Below are 15,038 nucleotides of genomic sequence, written 5' to 3'. Positions count from 1 at the left end.
GCTCTATGTGGCGATGACGCGGGCCAGGGACACGTTGCATCTCGTCATGCCGCAGCGCTTCTTCGTGCACGGCCAGGCGGCGCGCGGCGACCGCCATGTCTATGCCGCGCGCAGCCGCTTCATCCCAGCCTCGATGCTGAATGCCTTCGAGCAGACGTCCTGGGCGAGCGTGCAGGCGAAGGACGATCCGCGCCGCCAGCCGCAGGTCCGCGTCGACCTCGGCCAGCGCATGCGCGGCATGTGGAAATAGGCGAGATCTTGCCTGCGGCATGCCTGTAGCGGCGGTGGCGTGATCTTGCTTTCCTGCACCCGGCACAGACACCCCAGTCGTGCAGACATGGCCCAATGCACCGCCGCGCTGCCAGGCAGACTGCGGGGAAGCGGCATGATCGGCAGATGCCGCCCGTTGATGCGGCGACGCCCTGCGCCGTCGCTGACGGGAACCAGCTGGCATCTGTGCGCGTGACGCGCGTGACCGGCGCCTATGCCGTTTCCATGGATTGTCTGGTCCTCCATGCCCCGGATGCGACGGACTGATTGGGTCCGCATCGCGCCGGCCCGCTCACGAAACGTGTCGGGGGCCCGCTCCATCGCGATGGAACCATCCACCGCCGGACGGGTTTCCGTTAGCGGGACCTAATGCAAAGGAGGCAATGATGAACAAGCTGATCCTCGCGGCCATGCTTGGCCTGGCAACGCTGGCGCCGACTGCAATTCCGGCGCAGGCGGCAAGCCTGACGATTACCACCGACGACGGCACACGCTACAGCGACGACTATTCCTGGCGCCGCCATCATCGCCATTATGCCATGCGTGACTATGACCGTGACTATCGGCCCCATTGGCGCCATCACGACCGCGACCGCTGCAAAGTCCGGGTGCACAAGCGCTGGCACCACCACCGCCTCGTGATCAAGCGGGTGTGGAGTTGCGGCTGGCACCGGGGCTGGTGACATCAGGGGATGGGCGCGAACCACGGCTCGAGCCTGTGAGCGCCCGCCTGCCGAGGGAGGGTTCAAATGCGCTTCGTTCCCACCACCATGAGCCGGCGGCAGCGGCTTGGCCAATTGGCCGGACGGCTTTTCGTCAATGTCGTTGCCGCACTTGTTGCCGGCGTCGCCATCCTCTTCCTGGCGCTGTCGACGCACCATCCGGGGCCATCCGCGCCGGACCAGTTCATAACGACCGCGGCGCCATGACATTGGCCGGAGTCCATCTATCGTCGTAGCGCAGCGCTTCGACCACCACGGCAAAGGCCGGCGAGGACCAGGGCAGTAAGGAAAGGGGAATCCTCTAACCTTTCTGCCCTTCTGCCCTTCTGCCCTTCTGCCCTGAAAATCATGGAACCTCCCGCCGCCTTCCGCGTTCCTTGGCGTTCGACCCCCGACCGGAGAGCGGCGCCCGCCATCTCCGCCCCAAACCCAAGAGGCCAGAATGCACGACAGGACGTTCTTCAACCCGGTCGCCCTCACCGTAGGCGCCGGCCACAAGCGCATGATCGCGTCACTGTTCGACATGCATGAATTCCTGACAGAATTCCCGCCGTCGCGGCGGCGGCTGAGCTATGGTGCCGCGGTGAAGGCCTGCGAGGCCGCGCGGGCCGGAGGAATCTCCGCTGAGGCGGCACGCGATGCGCTGATCACCTTCGCGGTTACCGCAGGCATCCTCTGGCCCGCCGCCCAGCCCGCCGTCTCGGTCAAGCCGGTGGCGCGCAGCTTTGGCGGCTATGCGGCATGAAGTGAGTGAGTAGCGAATAGGGAACAGCGAGTAGGGTACGGCAATGAATGCGCCAGCCGGCGCACAGCCATTCGCTATTCGCTACGCACTATTCGCTACTTCTCAATGGACCGTCGCGGCGTCGTCGGTCAGCGTGCCAAGCAGCGCGGCCGTCGCGAAGCTGACCTGGTCGCGGCCGTTCGACTTTGCCTTGTAGAGGTGGCTGTCGGCCGTCCGGTACATGTCGGCATAGGTGGTGTTGCCGCTGAAGGCGACGCCGCCGATGCTAACCGAAAGCGGACAAGGCCGGCCGTCGGGCGAGAATTCCACCTTGCGGATGCGCCGCCTGATCCCTTCGGCGACCAGCCAGGACTGCGACGCGTCGGCGCCGGGCAGAAAGACCGCGAACTCCTCGCCGCCGATGCGGCCGACAATGTCGGCGCCGCGCAGTTGGCCCTTGATCGTCTTGGCGATCAGCTTCAGCGCCTGGTCGCCGCAATCATGTCCGAGACGGTCGTTGATGGTCTTGAAATGATCGGCATCGACGATCAGGAAGGCGCCGGCATCGACGACCGCCTGGCTGCGGGCCTGATCGAGATAGGCCTCGACGAGCATCGAGAAGGCGCCGCGGTTGAACACCGCCGTCAGACTGTCGGTGGCCGCGACGATGCTCAGCGCCTTCTGCGCGACGGCCAACTGGCGCATCTTGAACATCAGGAAGAAGAAGAACGATCCCGCGAGCACGAGCGGCAGCAAAAGGTCCGTCATCTGCGCCCGCCACAGCGCATCGGGCGACAGCAAGGGAAAATTGTACGAATCGACGAAAAAGGCCGCGGCGATGCAGACCGCCGTGCCGGCAATGGTGACCGCGATGACCCTGCCCCAGCTCGTCGGGGACAAATCGATGCGCATTCCCTTGCTCCCACTACAACTGGCCTATCTTGCAGCCGGAGCGCAAACGAATTCCTAACATATTAGTTGCAATTCAATTGTGGTTAACCGCCTGTCGAAGGGCGACCGGCAGCTGTAATGCGCAAAAGGCCCGCCACCTCGTTAGCGCCTGGATAGCGGCCTTCCGACTGGCCGGAGGCCAGGAGAGTGCCGGCCACGGCCTCACGGCTGGTTCGACACCCCCCTCGCCGGAAATGTCAGCGCCGCGCGATCATCAGGCAGAGCTGCCGCAGGTCGCGATCATAGGTGCCTTCGCTGCTGAGCACGTCGACGCAGCGCTTCTTCATCCGTGCCAGTTGGCCGCTCGACATTTCGGCGACAACGGAGGCCAGGTTCGGGGTTCCGGGCGGAGTCGCGCCGGGAGCTCCAGGAACGGTGCCGCCAACACCGACATTGGCGCCAACGCTCGTGCCGCCGAGCGTCACGCCGGCCGCGCTGTTGGTGCCGTTGCCCAAGGTCGCAGTGGCTCCGGCACCGTTGGTGCCGCCGATGGATGCCGTAGCCGTGGAATCGCTCCCGCCGATGGTGGCGGCCCCATTGGCGCCACCCGAGCCGCCGATCGAAACGCTGGCGCTGGTGTTGCTGCCGCCGAAAGATGCATTTGCGTCAGCCCCATCTGGGCCGCCCGCATTGGCGTCGGCGCTGTTGCCGCCAACGGATACGCCGCCAAGTCCACCAAGCCCGACGCTTTGCGCGTTCGCCGGCATGGCAAGAACAACGATGATTGCACCACTCGCCAATGTGCTGGCGAATCTCTTTACGATACTAGCCATAACACTCTCCTGTGTGGTTACTACTTCTGCATTGCAGCATTGTGCAACTTAAACGCACGTTCTTTCTTCGACAAGATACGTGGAGAGTGGTGTTTTGGTTTCTTTAGCTCGTGCTCATATCACGAATCGTAGTTTTCAATCGCTGCACTTCTGCTCGAAAGATTTAGACGAAATTTCTCTATATTTTAAATTTCAGGAACTTAAGCACCGGGTTCCTGCCGGAACGTCAGGCGTAGGCGCGGCCTTCCTCGCTGCGCTGGAACAGCACCAGGTCGAGCGGCACAGATGGTCGGCCAAGCACGGTCAGGATCATGTGCGCATGGCCGCGATGATGGGTCTGATGGTTGAAGAAATGGCTGAGCGCCGGCGCCAGCCGCTGCGAGATGGTGCGCATGTCCGAAAGGGTCATGTAGGAGAAGCGGCCGGCGAGCGCCTTTTCGCTCATGCCGTCGATCCAACTGATGATCCGCTTGTCTTCCGCCTCGCGCGCCAGCCTGAGAACGGACAGGGCGCGGTGGACAATCCTGTCGATACTCGCCGGCGCGTCGCCCTCGCCGCTGAAGCGCTTCATCCAGACGCGGTCAGCGACCAGGAGATGGTTGAGCGTCCCCATCATCGAGCCGAAGAAGGCACCGACATCGCGCTCGAACTCCGCGTCATCGAGATCGGCGGCGGCATCGTAGATGCGGCCGTTGGCCCACTGGTTGTAGGCTGCAAACATCATGAAATGCTGTTTCATCTCTCCGTCCCCGCTCGCGTTCCAGTTCAGGCCTACCTAAACCCTTGGAGGATTCGCGCCAATGACGATTCTGGGCGAGTAAGGGAATAGGGCAGTAGGGAAGATAGGGAGGGATACCTACTGCCCCACTGCCCCTACCACCTCCTCCCTCCCCAAATGCGACAAAGTGGACGTGCCTGCGTCGCTTCGCGTGCCTCACCGCCGCCTTGATCGGGGCAAAGAAAGAGGCAGCCGGGCAGACCCGGGCAATCACACGAAGGCAGCGCTGCGGCATGGCATCAGCCCCGGATTTCTCCGACGAATTTCGACTCCGGCTCATCACCTTGATGCAGTGGCGCCGGGACGTCAGGCGTTTCAAGACGGCGCCGCTTGACGACGGGACGCTGGAACGGTTGCTGGCGCTGGCCAGCATCGCGCCATCCGTCGGCCTCAGCCAGCCCTGGCGCTTCGTCGTGGTCGACGCCCCAGAGCGCCGCGGGGCCGTGCGAGCCTGTTTCGAGCATTGCAATGCCGAAGCGCTGCAATGTTTTTCCGGCGAGCGGGCGGCGCTCTATGCGCGACTGAAGCTCGCTGGGCTGACCGAGGCGCCCTGCCAGTTCGCGGTCTTCGCCGACCGCACGACGGCGCAAGGCCATGGGCTCGGCCGCCTGACGATGCCCGCCACCATCGACTATTCGGCGGTCATGGCGGTGCACACGCTGTGGCTGGCGGCTCGCGCCGAAGGCATAGGCATGGGCTGGGTGTCGATCCTCGATCCGGCCGAGATCGCCCGCATCCTCGACACGCCGCCGGAATGGACGCTGATCGGCTATTTCTGCCTGGGCTACCCCAGCGAGGAGGATTGCGTGCCGAGGCTGGAGCGTGAGGGCTGGGAACAACGGCGCCCGGCAGTGATCCTCAGGCGATAGCGCGCCTCGGCGTTTTGAAGAACGCTGAACCACTCCAGATATTTGTCCTACGCAAGCCCGAACGAAAAACCGCTACACACTTTTCCTGGAATCCGGTCACTTCGCCGCATCCTTGTCGACGAGCCTGACGCAGATCGGATCGCCCTGCTCCATGCGGGCGCACTGCCATTCCGGGCCGAAGCCGAAATTCTCGCGCGATCCCATTCCGCGATGGAGCAGCAGGACGAAGGCCACGGCACCGAGGAGGACGGCGACAAGCAGGATGCCGGCTACATCCCCGCGTCTCAGATAGGGCCAGTTCATCTCGCGCCGCGCCCGGCTTCCTTCGTTCCTGTCCCGAGCCTCCATTGTCGCGCAAAGCGCCGCCCTTGGCTAGAACGCCGCCGGCAAGTGCTTCCCTTGGCGCTCCCCTTGGCAAGGGGCGAAGCGGCTTGTATAGAGCCCGCCACCCCGCAATCCATTCTCATCACAAGGACGACCCAATGGCGATCGAACGCACCTTTTCCATGATCAAGCCGGACGCGACCCGGCGCAACCTGACCGGCGCCATCACCAAGATGCTGGAAGACGCCGGCCTGCGCGTCGTCGCCTCCCGCCGGGTGTGGATGAGCCGCCGCGAGGCGGAAGGCTTCTACGCGGTGCACAAGGAACGCCCGTTCTTCGGCGAACTGGTGGAGTTCATGTCCTCGGGCCCGACCATCGTGCAGGTGCTGGAAGGCGAGAACGCGATCGTCAAGAACCGCGACGTGATGGGCGCCACCAACCCGGCCAACGCCGCCGACGGTACCATCCGCAAGGTACATGCGCTGTCGATTGGCGAGAACTCCGTGCACGGTTCCGACGCACCGGAGACCGCGGCGCAGGAGATCAGGTACTGGTTCTCCGACACCGAGATCGTCGGCTGAGCCATCAGCACGACGAGTGATTGAAGGCGGCAGCCGGTCGGACCGGCGCCGCCTTTTCGATTCCTGAGGGGTGGACAGACCCGCCGGTCGCGCTAGGTTGATGCCATCGGTGATAACTTCCCAAGGGCATCGCCGGCTGTGAGTGACTATCGCGCTTCCGCCCCTCCAACCTGAAGCGGGCGATGATCAATCCCAAGGTTTCCACCAGCGGCGTCGCCTACCCTGACGACCTTGTCCTGCTGAAGCGTATCTATGACCGCATCTGCCAGGAGCGGGGCATCGGCACCGGCAGCCCCGAAGCCGCGGACCTTGCCGCGCAAGCGATGGCGCTGTTTGCCGCCGGGATCTTCGACGAAGACGAAATCAGCCGAAGCCTCTCCGGTCAGTAGTGCCTGCCGGGAATTTCCGGCTTGGATTGAAGCGGCGATCGAGACATTCCAGCAGGCCAGGCCGACCAGCGCCATTCCCGGCTTCTTCCAAGGCACCGAAATGCCGTCGAGCACCTGGTGGGAGGCGTTATGGCCAGACCCCGCCGGTGTGCTGAGATCCGGCACGGAGGCGATCGACCTTTGCTGCGGCGACGGTTGGTTCACCTTGCCGATGGCGGCATGGCCCGGCACGTCGTTGGCATCGACATCGATGCCAGCCAGTTGGAGGCCGCCCGGCGGCGGCTGACTTACCACTATGGCGCGCTTTTCGAGAAGGCAAAGGGCTGAGCGCAGCCGTTGCCGGACCTACGCAGCGGATGCCCGCCGCCCCTCGCGGCGGATTCCCGTCATTTCGGTTGGCGCTCCTTCACATTCGCATGCTTGTTCGCCGCTTCCGTGTCGGTTGCCGGCGTCTGGGTATCGGCGCCGACAAACGGACTGCCCTGCCCGGGCGCGAGGTCGCCGCTGTGACCGGCCTTGTTGGGCTGCAAGGCCTGGCTGTCGGGACTGAGGCCATGCTGGAGGGCCGTGACCAGATGGTCGTCCGCCCTGGCCATGCCAGCGAAGGCAATCAGCGATGTGGCTGCAAGGATAAGCGCGTGCTTTTTCATATCTGGACTCCTTTGAGTGGCCAGATCGAGCCGCTTTCGATCCGGGCGACTTCAGTGAGGGACGTATCCCTTTTGCCTGCCCGCCATATGGAAGGAAACGCTCAGCGCGGTCGGATTATTCCGGCGATAGTCTCGCAGCCGCCCCCAGGAGGACGATATGGCCAGCCATTCCGGCCTTCGCCGATCGGTGGTATCTTTGACGCGTGTGGTAGCCCATCCATCGTCAGGTAGACTCTTATGGCTGCCAATCGGGGAATCGCGTCCGCGATCGAGAATTGCTACGACGCCGCGTTCGAATTCGGGCGGTGGCCGCAAGCGCTGCAAAACCTTGCCGATTCCCTGGGGACGACGAGTTGCGTCATCCGCGTCCGTGATGACACGCACCCTTTTCGGAGCGATCAGCGCAACCGGACCAGGCCGACCCCGGACTCGACAGAGCACGCTGAATTCGCGGCGCTCTGGCTCGAAAACATCGAAGGCGCTCCCGACCCACATCCGGAGAGGGCAGAGCGGCTTTCGAAGCCCGCAATTTGCTTCACAGTCGAGGACGAAATCACCACGCCTGAGGAGCGGAGGTTTCTGCCCTACTATCAGGAAATAGCCGGTCCAGGACATCGTGAGTGGTGGGCGGCCGTTTGCTTCCCGGTGAAGAAGCGCAGATGGGTTCTGTCGATGTACCGCGACGCCCGCAGCGGGCCATTCGATCCGTCCGCGGCCGATCATTTCCTGCGCGCGGCGCCGGACCTCAGCCGGGTCATCAGCCTGGCCGAGAAGATCTGGGAGATTTCGCTCGACCCGACCCTGGCCGTCCTCGATCAGTTCAATTTTGGCGCGGCGCTGCTCGACTGCCACGGGCGCCTGACGCGTTGCAACGAGCATGCGGATGCACTGCTCGGCTCGGGCCTCGTAGTTCGCCATGGCCACATCCACGCAGCCGACCGGGAGAGCGATTCCCGCCTGCAGCGGATGATCAGCGCCGCCGTCTCAAGCCCAGTGGACGGGTCGTTTTTGGCCAGCCCGGAAGTCATCACCCGCGACGCTTCGTTCTGGCTCCTTGCCGAGCTGGTGCCGATGACTGCATTCGTGCGCGACCTGTTCAACGGCGGTGACTTTCTGCTTTGCTTCACCGACCTTGTGAGGGAACATGCGCCATCGGCACGCTTGCTCGGCCAGGCTTTCCAACTCACGGCAGCCGAAGCGCGGCTGGCTTGCAGCCTGACCGCCGGCGACGGGATCGACGCCGCGAGCGCCCGATTGGCGATTGGCCGTGAGACCGCGCGAACCCAACTCCGCGCGATCCTCGCCAAAACGGGAACGCATCGCCAGGCCGAACTCACGGCGCTGCTATCACGCTTGCGCGCCCCCTAACACCACTGAACTGCGCGTCACCCATTCGGGTGAAGCGCGCATGCGCTTGCCACCGCATACTTCCCCAACAGATTGCCGAGATCGCGCCTATGGAACCCGGGGCAGTGCTGGATGGCATTATCGTTGGGCAAAGATATTCATTCCAACTCGCGGGCGCGGCCGGCACGATCGCGCATCGCGGCAATGGCGTTCCTCATCGGCGCATTTTGCTCGGTGTCGCTGGCGGCTGAACCAGCAAGGCCCCTCGTCGACCTCGAACTGGTCCTCGCGGTGGATGTCTCGTCCTCGATGAGCTTGTCCGAACAACGGGTCCAGCGTGACGGTTATGTCAGCGCATTCCGGCATCCGGACCTCGCTGGAGCCATAGGATCGGGCGCACGCGGCATGATCGCTGTTTCATATCTCGAATGGGCCGGGCCGAACTATCAGCGCGTCGTTCTGCCCTGGACGATCGTCGGCAGCTACGACGACGCCAAGCGGTTCGCCGACGCCCTGGCGGTCGAGCCTGTCACAGCGCAGGCAGGCACTTCCATTTCGGGCGCCCTTCTGTCAGCGGGCGACCTGTTTGCAAAGAGCCGCACCGCAGCGGCGCGCCGGATTATCGATGTATCGGGAGACGGTCCCAACAATGCCGGCCTGCCCGTCGCGCCGATACGCGACAGGCTGACAGGCTCCGGCATCACCATCAATGGACTGCCCGTCTCGCTGCCGCGCGGTGGTTCAAACGGCTTCCAATCCTTTGGCGAGCACTATCTCAATCTTTACTACGAGCGCTGTGTCATTGGCGGACCGGACTCATTCTTGATCGGAATCGACGATCTCGGGCAGTTCGAAGTCGCGATCCGCCGAAAGCTGCTCCTTGAGATCGCGGGCATGCCCGCGCGGCCCAGACTCGCGTCCTACAGCCCGGCAGGCGGCCGGATGTTCGACTGCTCTATGATCGGAACCACCGCGCGGTAACGCGCTTGTGCTGGCCTAGGGACGGAAAGCCGCTCCCCAGCTTTCCAGAAATCTAGCTCGCGGCATTGAAACGCAGGATGACGCGGTCGTCCTTGTCGGCGATGATGAGCTTGCCGGCGTCGATATGGTAGGAGGCGGCCTTGGCCAGCGCCTCGAACAGCGCCTTCTCCTGAGCCATGACCTCAGGCGCGCAGGCCATGTAGGTCGAGCCGATGTCGCTGATGGCGATCTTTTCGCCGTCCACCTTGGCGGTGGCGAAATAGGCGTTGCAGGGGCCCTTGCCGCCGGCCTTGCCGCCCTCGTCCACCCGGAACGTCGCCTGCGGGTCGGTGATGACGCCGATGCCGTCGATATATTCGACCAGCCAACTCTGCCCGAGCAGCGCATCCGCCGTTGGGTCCTGCGCCACCATCTTCAGCACGATGGTCTCAGGCTTATCGCTCAGCGGGTCGACCTGATGGCGCGTATCGGTGATGAACAGCAGCTTGTCGTCGACGGTGATGCGCGCCTGCAGCGCGTAGCTCATGTTCGGGCGGACGACCTGCGGGTCGAAGCTGATCTCGAACTTGATCGGCACCTGGCCCGCCGGCGCCACCTTGCGCTCGCCGATGATGGCGGCCGGCGCGTCGGCCAGCGACATGTCGGCAAGCTGCACCGACAGCACGGCATTGGGCGGCAGCGCGATACGCTCGCGATACATCACCTCGCCCTTCAGCGTCGTCTCGGCGGCATCGGAGAATTCCGGCACCGCAAGTACGCCAACGACCAACGGCACCAGGCCGAAGAAGAAGAATTCAGCGATCCTGTCCAGCATGACCCAGCTCCCCTAGGTTGCGCCAGCCAACGCAGGGTCCTGCAGGATTGCGGTCAATACATGGCCACGGGGTGGATTCTAATCGGTCGGCTTCGTCATCCAGCGCTCGGCTGCCTCGTCGTCGGCCTCCTTGGCCTTGACCCAGCCACCCTCGGAAGCATCGGCATGGTGCTCCTTCTTCCAGAAGGGCGCGCGCGACTTGAGGTAATCCATGAGGAAATTCGCCGCCTCGAATGCCGCCTGCCGGTGCGCCGAAGCCGCCACCACCAGCACGATGTTCTCGCCGGGCCGGACCTTGCCGTGGCGGTGGATGACGGTCAGCCCCTGCAACGGCCAGCGCTGGACCGCCTCGGTGGCGATGCGACCGATCTCGGCCTCGGCCATGCCCGGATAGTGTTCAAGCTCGAGGGCGGCGAGCCTGCCCTGCTCGTCGCGGCAAAGACCGGAGAAGGTCACCACGGCGCCGATATCGGCACGTCCCTTGGTCAGCCCGGCGATTTCGGCGGCGACGTCGAAATCCTCGCGCTGGATGCGTATTGCAGGCACCACAGCGTCCGGCACCTCAGCCCCCTGTCATCGGCGGGAACAGCGCGATCTCGCGCGCGCCCGCGATCTTCTCGCGGTGGCCGACATGTTCCTGATTGATGGCGACGCGGATGACGTCAGGAAATTGCAGCGCGTTCTCGTATTCCTCGCCGCGCGACTTCAGCCAACGCAATAGGTCTGCCACCGTCTCGATGCCGGCTGGCAGGTCGACATCCTCTTCCGGCTTGCCGATCCGCTCGCGCACCCAGGCGAAATAGATGAGCCTGGTCGCCATCTCACTCGTCCATGATGTGCTTGAGGCCGGCGCGGAAATAATCGTAGCCGGTGTAGAGCGTCACGAGAGCTGCGATCCACAGCAGCACCAGTCCGGTCTGCGTGGTCAGCGGGAAGATCTTGTCGCCGGCGGGGCCTGCCAGCAGGAAGGCGATGGCGACCATCTGGATGGTGGTCTTCCACTTGGCGAGCTGGGTGACGGGCACGGACACCTTAAGCGCCGCCAGATATTCGCGCAGGCCAGAGACCAGGATCTCGCGGCACAGGATGATGATCGCCGCCCACAGCGACCAGCCGGCGATGCCGGCATGGCGGTCGGTGTCGGCGGCAAGAAGCAGCAGGCAGGTGGCGACCAGCAATTTGTCGGCGATCGGATCAAGCATCTTGCCGATGTTGGAGGTCTGCTGCCAGGCGCGCGCCAGATAGCCGTCGAAATAATCGGTGATGGAGGCGAGCAGGAAGATGACCAGCGCCGACCAGCGGGCGAAGTCGCTCGACTTCAGATGTCCCTCGAGAAAGAAGCACAGCACCACCAGCGGCACCGCGATGATACGGGCGTAGGTGAGGATGTTCGGCAGGTTGAACGCGCGCTGGGCCATGTCGTTTTGGGTACTCTCTCCGCTGCGTACTCAAATCAGAAGGGAATGTGGGGGGTCAACTGGTCAGATTCGATTGGTCAGGCGAAAATAGGCGCAAGAATGGTCAGCTGTCATGAAAATGGTTGTAGACCAGCTTGGCCATCTGTTCCGAAATGCCGTCGACCTTGACCAGGTCCTCGACCGCGGCGCGGCTGACGGCCTTGGCGGTGCCGAAATGCAAAAGCAGCGCGCGTTTGCGGCCGGGGCCGATGCCGGCGATCTCGTCGAGCGGACTCTTGACCATCTCTTTCTTGCGGCGGGCGCGGTGCGAGCCGATGGCGAAGCGGTGAACCTCGTCGCGCAGTCGCTGGACGAAATAGAGCACGGGGTCGCGCACCGGCAGCGAGAAAGAGTCCCTGCCCCTGACGAAGAAGCGCTCGCGGCCGGCGTCGCGGTCCTGGCCCTTGGCGATGCCGATCGCGGCGACGCGGTCCTCGATGCCGAGATCGGCGAGGATCTTGCGCACCGCCGTCATCTGGCCCTGGCCGCCGTCGATGAGGATGACGTCCGGCCAGGCCGGAAAGCCGCCATTGGCCTCGATGCCGTCCTCGCCGTCATCCTCGGCCGGTGCGCCTTCCGCCTCCTGCGGCGTGTCGCCATGCTCCTTGAGCAGGCGCGAGAACCGCCGCTCCATGACTTCGCGCATCATGCCGAAATCGTCGCCGGGCGTGATCTCGGTCGAGCGGATGTTGAACTTTCGGTACTGGTTCTTCACGAAGCCTTCCGCCCCGGCGACGACCATGGCGCCGACGGCATTGGTGCCCATGATGTGCGAGTTGTCGTAGACCTCGATGCGCACCGGTGGCTTGGCCAGGCCGAAGGTTTGCGCAAAGCCCGACAGCAGGCGCGCCTGCGTCGATGTCTCGGCCAGCCTGCGGCCGAGCGCCTCGCGCGCGTTCTGCAGCGCGTTGTCGGTCAGGTCCTTCTTCTCGCCGCGCTGTGGCACGGAGATCGACACCTTGCGGCCGGCGCGGGTCGACAGCGCCTCGGCCAGAAGTTCCTGCTCCACGACGGTATGCGACAGCAAGATGGCGCGCGGCGTCGGCTTGTCGTCATAGAACTGCGCCAGGAACGAGCCCAGCACCTCCGCTGCCTCCAGCGCCGGGTCGGCCTTGGGGAAATAGGCGCGGTTGCCCCAGTTCTGGCCGGTGCGGAAGAAGAAGACCTGGATGCAGGTCTGGCCGCCCTCCTGGTGGATGGCGAAGACGTCGGCCTCCTCCACCGTCTGCGGGTTGATGCCCTGGTGCGCCTGCACATGCGAGAGCGCGGCCAACCGGTCGCGGTAGATGGCGGCGCGCTCGAAATCGAGCTCCTCCGAGGCCTGCTGCATGGCGGCGGAGATTTCCGTCTTCACCTTGAGACTTCGGCCGGAGAGAAAGTCCTTCGCCTCGGCGACCAGCCCGGCATAGTCCTGGTGCGAGATCTCGCCGGTGCAAGGACCGGCGCAGCGCTTGATCTGGTAGAGCAGGCAGGGCCGGGTACGGTTCTCGTAAAAGGAATTGGTGCAGCTCCTCAAAAGGAAGGCACGCTGCAGCGAATTGATGGTGCGGCCGACCGCGCCGGCGGAAGCGAAGGGGCCGAAATAATCCCCTTTTCGTGAACGCGCGCCGCGATGCTTGTAGATGCCGGGCGAGACATGGTCGCCGGTCAAGAGGATATAGGGAAACGATTTGTCGTCCCGCATCAGCACGTTGAAGCGGGGCCTGAGCCGCTTGATGAGGTTCGCCTCGAGCAGCAGCGCCTCGATCTCGGTGCGGGTGACGACAAATTCCATCGTCGCCGTCTCGCGCACCATGCGGCCGATGCGGGCGGTGTGAAAGCGCCCCTGCGCGTAGTTGGTGACGCGCTTCTTCAGGCTGCGCGCCTTGCCGACATAGAGCACGTCGCCGGCGGCGTTCATCATGCGATAGACGCCGGGCGCGTTGGGCAGCCGCTTGACGAGCGTCTGGATCACCTCGGCGCCGACCATGCCGTCGGCGTCGCCGGCATGCGGCGTCCAGTCGATCGTGGTGAAGGCAACGTCCGGTCCGGCTGTCTCCGGCTCGACGATCTCCTCGACCGACTCGTCCTCGAGGTCGAGGTCGGGCGGCAGGTCGTCGGCGTCGCCGTTTCGTTTGTGCTTCTGATCTGTGGGACTCATTCCACCATGCCTGTCACATCGGGCGTCTGCCATGCAAGGTGCTGGCCGCCGTCCAGCGCGATCATCTGGCCGGTGACCGAGCGCGCGTCCCAGAGATAGCGGATGGTAGCGCCGAATTCGGACAAATCCGGGCCGCGCTTAAGGATCAGCCCGTCGAGCTGCGCGGCGAAATCATCATCGTCCTGGCGCGCGCTCTTGAGCGTCGGGCCCGGGCCGATGGCATTGACGCGGATGCGCGGGCCGAGCGCCTGCGCCAGCATCTGGGTTTGTGTCCACAGCGTCGACTTAGACAGCGCATAGGAAAAATAGCGCGGTGTCGGCCGCCACACGCGCTGGTCGATTATGTTGACGATCAGCCCCTCCTCGCCTTGCGGCAGCGCGCGGGCGAAATTCTGCGCCAGAAGCGCCGGCGTCTTCACATGGATGGCGAAGTGGCGGTCCCAGGCCTGCCAGTCGAAATCCTCGACACGATCGTCGACGAAAAGCGAGGCATTGTTGACGAGCAACCTGACCGGCCCAAGCGCCGCCTCCGAGCGGCCGACGAGATCGCCGACGGCGTCCATGTCGGTGAGGTCGCCCGCGATCACGGCGGCGCGACCGCCCTCGCCCCTTATGCGTTCAGCCAGCGCCTCTGCCTCGGCACCCGAGCGGTTGGCGTGGATGGCGACGGCAAAGCCATGCGCGGCCAAATCCTCGACGATCGCTTTACCGATCCGTTTTGCCCCACCCGTCACCAGCGCTGTCCCGGCGGCTTTGCTCATCTGTCAATCCTCAAATCGCCGCCTCGATTCCGGAAGCCGGCACATTATGACGGGGCAAGGGGTTAAACGCCATTTCCACCTGGGGCGGGAATGTGGCGGAACGGCCTCGTCGCAACCTTTGCGTGATCCGGATTCGCGCCGGCTGGATCGCAATATAGGACGCTGGAGTCCTTGCACCAAGCCGCGTGCAGCGCAGCATGGAAGCCCTGCTGACATTTCGCTGTTGCGAAGATGCAACGTCACGGTTCAGCCTCATTCGCGCCGGGGAATGACCCAAGTTCAGGTTCGCTTCAGCCGCATTTCGACACGACATTTGGAACCGTTGAGCGCCGGGTCCGTTTATCCCCCCGGACGGGTCTTGGGGCGCTCATGAACAACAAGCCTATGTGTCCTGTGGCTTAAGGAGTAAAGAACAATGCAAGCCAATCTCAAATTCGCGCCGCTCGCGGTCGCGGTCGGGCTCTTCGCCCTTAGCGGTACTGCCTTCGCGGCCGACGTCATCTCGGA

General features: G+C 64.2%; 20 protein-coding genes and 2 pseudogenes. 11 read left to right on the top strand and 11 right to left on the bottom strand.

Annotated features, from left to right (window positions below):
- From EN745_RS15285 to EN745_RS15270, 4 genes and pseudogenes are all read left to right on the top strand, one after another.
- Positions 1-250: pseudogene (locus EN745_RS15285) on the top strand (ATP-dependent helicase); the annotation flags it as partial.
- 406 nt (positions 251-656) lie between these two features.
- Positions 657-953 carry a hypothetical protein gene (locus EN745_RS15280; protein ID WP_126055587.1) on the top strand — a complete coding sequence of 99 codons (297 nt, stop codon included), beginning with the start codon at positions 657-659 and terminating at the stop codon, positions 951-953.
- 66 nt (positions 954-1,019) lie between these two features.
- The gene (locus tag EN745_RS15275) at positions 1,020-1,199 is read left to right on the top strand and encodes a hypothetical protein (protein ID WP_127421662.1); all 180 of its coding nucleotides are present in this window, start codon (positions 1,020-1,022) and stop codon (positions 1,197-1,199) included.
- A gap of 235 nt (positions 1,200-1,434) precedes the next feature.
- The gene (locus EN745_RS15270; RefSeq protein WP_127405298.1) at positions 1,435-1,737 is read left to right on the top strand and encodes a DUF982 domain-containing protein; all 303 of its coding nucleotides are present in this window, start codon (positions 1,435-1,437) and stop codon (positions 1,735-1,737) included.
- Between the two features lie 102 nt (positions 1,738-1,839).
- Here EN745_RS15270 and EN745_RS15265 read toward each other — a convergent pair whose 3' ends face one another.
- From EN745_RS15265 to EN745_RS15255, 3 genes are all read right to left on the bottom strand, one after another.
- On the bottom strand, positions 1,840-2,628 hold the full coding sequence (locus tag EN745_RS15265; protein ID WP_127421661.1) for a GGDEF domain-containing protein: 789 nt from the start codon (positions 2,626-2,628) through the stop codon (positions 1,840-1,842).
- Positions 2,629-2,864: 236 nt separating this feature from the next.
- Entirely contained in the window at positions 2,865-3,440 is a 576-nt protein-coding gene (locus tag EN745_RS15260) for a hypothetical protein (protein ID WP_127405299.1), read from the bottom strand.
- A gap of 226 nt (positions 3,441-3,666) precedes the next feature.
- Positions 3,667-4,179 (bottom strand): DinB family protein, encoded by a 513-nt coding sequence (locus EN745_RS15255; protein ID WP_126055592.1) that lies wholly within the window; start codon positions 4,177-4,179, stop codon positions 3,667-3,669.
- A 272-nt stretch (positions 4,180-4,451) separates the two neighbouring features.
- Here EN745_RS15255 and bluB point away from each other — a divergent pair, with 272 nt between their 5' ends.
- The gene (gene bluB / locus EN745_RS15250; RefSeq protein WP_127421660.1) at positions 4,452-5,087 is read left to right on the top strand and encodes a 5,6-dimethylbenzimidazole synthase; all 636 of its coding nucleotides are present in this window, start codon (positions 4,452-4,454) and stop codon (positions 5,085-5,087) included.
- A 96-nt stretch (positions 5,088-5,183) separates the two neighbouring features.
- On the opposite strand, the gene EN745_RS15245 is transcribed toward bluB, so the two are convergent.
- Positions 5,184-5,390 carry a hypothetical protein gene (locus tag EN745_RS15245; protein WP_127421659.1) on the bottom strand — a complete coding sequence of 69 codons (207 nt, stop codon included), beginning with the start codon at positions 5,388-5,390 and terminating at the stop codon, positions 5,184-5,186.
- Positions 5,391-5,569: 179 nt separating this feature from the next.
- Between EN745_RS15245 and ndk the strand changes: the two genes are divergently transcribed.
- The 3 genes from ndk to EN745_RS37490 all read left to right on the top strand — a co-directional run bounded on the left by ndk (position 5,570) and on the right by EN745_RS37490 (position 6,708).
- A complete protein-coding gene (gene ndk / locus EN745_RS15240) occupies positions 5,570-5,992 on the top strand; it encodes a nucleoside-diphosphate kinase (protein WP_126055595.1) in 423 nt (140 codons plus the stop codon).
- A 182-nt stretch (positions 5,993-6,174) separates the two neighbouring features.
- Positions 6,175-6,381: a hypothetical protein gene (locus tag EN745_RS15235; RefSeq protein WP_127405301.1), complete on the top strand. Its 207-nt coding sequence runs from the start codon at positions 6,175-6,177 to the stop codon at positions 6,379-6,381.
- A gap of 219 nt (positions 6,382-6,600) precedes the next feature.
- On the top strand, positions 6,601-6,708 hold the full coding sequence (locus tag EN745_RS37490; RefSeq protein WP_281033057.1) for a class I SAM-dependent methyltransferase: 108 nt from the start codon (positions 6,601-6,603) through the stop codon (positions 6,706-6,708).
- A 59-nt stretch (positions 6,709-6,767) separates the two neighbouring features.
- On the opposite strand, the gene EN745_RS15225 is transcribed toward EN745_RS37490, so the two are convergent.
- Positions 6,768-7,031, bottom strand: coding sequence for a hypothetical protein (locus EN745_RS15225; RefSeq protein ID WP_127421658.1), 264 nt, complete (start codon positions 7,029-7,031; stop codon positions 6,768-6,770).
- 672 nt (positions 7,032-7,703) lie between these two features.
- Between EN745_RS15225 and EN745_RS36545 the strand changes: the two genes are divergently transcribed.
- Both EN745_RS36545 and EN745_RS15215 read left to right on the top strand, forming a co-directional pair.
- Positions 7,704-8,399 carry a helix-turn-helix transcriptional regulator gene (locus EN745_RS36545; RefSeq protein ID WP_127421657.1) on the top strand — a complete coding sequence of 232 codons (696 nt, stop codon included), beginning with the start codon at positions 7,704-7,706 and terminating at the stop codon, positions 8,397-8,399.
- A 183-nt stretch (positions 8,400-8,582) separates the two neighbouring features.
- The gene (locus EN745_RS15215; RefSeq protein WP_189347876.1) at positions 8,583-9,359 is read left to right on the top strand and encodes a DUF1194 domain-containing protein; all 777 of its coding nucleotides are present in this window, start codon (positions 8,583-8,585) and stop codon (positions 9,357-9,359) included.
- A 52-nt stretch (positions 9,360-9,411) separates the two neighbouring features.
- Here EN745_RS15215 and EN745_RS15210 read toward each other — a convergent pair whose 3' ends face one another.
- The 6 genes from EN745_RS15210 to EN745_RS15185 form a co-directional block, all read right to left on the bottom strand.
- On the bottom strand, positions 9,412-10,173 hold the full coding sequence (locus EN745_RS15210) for a YbaY family lipoprotein (protein WP_127421655.1): 762 nt from the start codon (positions 10,171-10,173) through the stop codon (positions 9,412-9,414).
- 78 nt (positions 10,174-10,251) lie between these two features.
- Positions 10,252-10,734, bottom strand: a complete 483-nt coding sequence (locus EN745_RS15205) for a molybdenum cofactor biosynthesis protein MoaE (protein WP_127421654.1) — start codon at positions 10,732-10,734, stop codon at positions 10,252-10,254.
- A gap of 1 nt (position 10,735) precedes the next feature.
- A complete protein-coding gene (gene moaD, locus EN745_RS15200; protein WP_127405306.1) occupies positions 10,736-10,993 on the bottom strand; it encodes a molybdopterin converting factor subunit 1 in 258 nt (85 codons plus the stop codon).
- Position 10,994: 1 nt separating this feature from the next.
- A complete protein-coding gene (gene pgsA, locus EN745_RS15195) occupies positions 10,995-11,591 on the bottom strand; it encodes a CDP-diacylglycerol--glycerol-3-phosphate 3-phosphatidyltransferase (protein ID WP_126055601.1) in 597 nt (198 codons plus the stop codon).
- Between the two features lie 103 nt (positions 11,592-11,694).
- On the bottom strand, positions 11,695-13,770 hold the full coding sequence (uvrC, locus tag EN745_RS15190; protein WP_127421653.1) for an excinuclease ABC subunit UvrC: 2,076 nt from the start codon (positions 13,768-13,770) through the stop codon (positions 11,695-11,697).
- The gene (locus EN745_RS15185; RefSeq protein WP_127405308.1) at positions 13,767-14,531 is read right to left on the bottom strand and encodes an SDR family oxidoreductase; all 765 of its coding nucleotides are present in this window, start codon (positions 14,529-14,531) and stop codon (positions 13,767-13,769) included. The genes uvrC and EN745_RS15185 overlap by 4 nt, the downstream gene beginning before the upstream one ends.
- A gap of 415 nt (positions 14,532-14,946) precedes the next feature.
- On the opposite strand from EN745_RS15185, the pseudogene EN745_RS37625 reads away from it, so the two are divergent.
- A pseudogene (locus EN745_RS37625) lies at positions 14,947-15,038 on the top strand (porin family protein); the annotation flags it as partial.

Origin of the sequence: Mesorhizobium sp. M4A.F.Ca.ET.022.05.2.1 (assembly GCF_003998845.1) — a bacterium.
Classification (GTDB): domain Bacteria; phylum Pseudomonadota; class Alphaproteobacteria; order Rhizobiales; family Rhizobiaceae; genus Mesorhizobium.
This window is presented reverse-complemented; position numbering and strand designations above follow the sequence as displayed.